Raw genomic sequence first — 383 nt, 5'->3', positions numbered from 1 at the left:
GAAATATAGCTGGTGTCATAGCTGGCATAAAACCCCGTACGCATCACCCCCCCCAGATGGATCTGAGGGTTGAACCCGAGGATATTCTGGGCAAACAGCGGCAAGTCTTCGTAAATATAGAAAATCCCCGACACCAGCATGAGCGGCCGCGTCGCGATGCTCCAGACTGTCTTGTAGACCGGAAACGAAAAGCTCATGTAGGCGTTGAAAGTTCCCACGCCCATCGACAACAGCACCACCCCTCCAAACGCCTGTAGTATCGGCACAAAATCCATAATGACGCGGATGTCCTCAATCGTGAAGATGATCCAGAACACAATCCCCGACACCATGAGTTGGGTTAGGATGGCAAGGATGCCCCGCGCTAGAAGCGCATCGACATA

General features: G+C 52.7%; 1 protein-coding gene. It reads right to left on the bottom strand.

The window, feature by feature from the left end; all coding sequences use genetic code 11:
- The coding region (locus Q5L94_RS13430; protein WP_317498868.1) for an ABC transporter permease at positions 1-383 on the bottom strand (383 nt) is incomplete at both ends.

The organism is Idiomarina sp. Sol25 (assembly GCF_033052775.1).
Taxonomy (GTDB): Bacteria; Pseudomonadota; Gammaproteobacteria; order Enterobacterales; family Alteromonadaceae; genus Idiomarina.
Note: the sequence above shows the minus strand (reverse complement) of the source record. Positions and strands in the feature narration are given on the sequence as shown.